Raw genomic sequence first — 969 nt, forward strand, 5'->3', positions numbered from 1 at the left:
CGCGTCGGGAGCTGGTCGCGGCAGTGGGATGCGCGCGGCCATTCGATCGGTTTCGGGCTGGGGCTCGCACGAGGCTACGCGACCCTCGGACAAATCGGTTTCGAGGGGCGATTCGAGTACGGGGCCGTCGGAAGCGTCACCAACCTGGCATCCCGGCTCTGCGATGTGGCTCAGGCGGGACAGATCGTGGTGAGCCGGTCGGTCTTCAGCGCTGTCCAGACGGTCGTTCAAGCGCGCCCGCTCGGCAATCTTCCACTCAAGGGCTTCCTGCGCGAGGTTGCAGCCTTCGAGCTCGTGGGCATGTCGGAGGATCGGACCGTCACCTGACCCGGGCCCGGCAGCGCGGTCCGTCTTTCGTCGGCCCACCAGGGACCCGGTGAGCTTCTGGCATGAAGTCCGGGGCTGTGGGCCCCGGTGCCTCGGGCATCCGCGCCCGCGGAGGATGCTCGTCGACGTCGAGCACCGGCATGGTCTCACCGTCCGATGACGATGGTCTTCACCTCACCGGAGACGGGGTCGAGGAGAGTAATGGTCTGCTGGCTCATAATCTGCTCCTCCGTCGCTCGCAGAAGGTCTTGTGCGTGCTGCCCGGTGGCAAACTCAGATGCGTGGCCAGAACGGTGCCGACCATCGGGCAGTCGGTGATCAGCGCGACGGGCTGAACGATCACGTCGAGCGCCGTCTCGCGGTTACAGTCCGGCCCCTCGACACGCGGAGGACAGGCCAGTGCGCCGGCCATGTAGCCCGGCGTCTCAGCGAGCGCCGGTTGGTCGAGCACGCAGATCCAGGTCCAGCCGGCTATCAGGATCAGGAAGATGCCGGCGATCTGCCGGACACCGAGAGATATGCTTCGGACAACGTCAAACATCGGCTGTGCTCCTCATGTTATGCACATGAGCGCAGATATCGAGCAGGCGTTCTGTGATCGGCCTCACCGAGTACAATGTCGATCGTTCCGATCCGGCGCGA

Annotated in this window: 2 protein-coding genes; one reads left to right on the forward strand and one right to left on the reverse strand. The window is 65.3% G+C overall.

The annotated features are described in order from the left end of the window. Positions 1–327, forward strand: a 327-nt coding sequence (locus I53_RS26945; protein WP_043356708.1) for an adenylate/guanylate cyclase domain-containing protein, incomplete at its 5' end; no start/stop codon positions are given. Between the two features lie 214 nt (positions 328–541). Here the strand turns inward: I53_RS26945 and I53_RS30665 are convergent. Beyond that, entirely contained in the window at positions 542–868 is a 327-nt protein-coding gene (locus tag I53_RS30665) for a hypothetical protein (protein ID WP_051045090.1), read from the reverse strand. Between the last annotated feature and the right edge of the window lie 101 nt (positions 869–969).

The organism is Methylobacterium sp. B1 (assembly GCF_000333255.1).
Classification (GTDB): Bacteria; Pseudomonadota; Alphaproteobacteria; order Rhizobiales; family Beijerinckiaceae; genus Methylobacterium; species Methylobacterium fujisawaense.

Excerpts from the sequence above, each read along its gene's own strand:
- I53_RS30665 (WP_051045090.1), bottom strand. The coding sequence starts at position 868 with ATGTTTGACGTTGTCCGAAGCATATCTCTCGGTGTCCGGCAGATCGCC.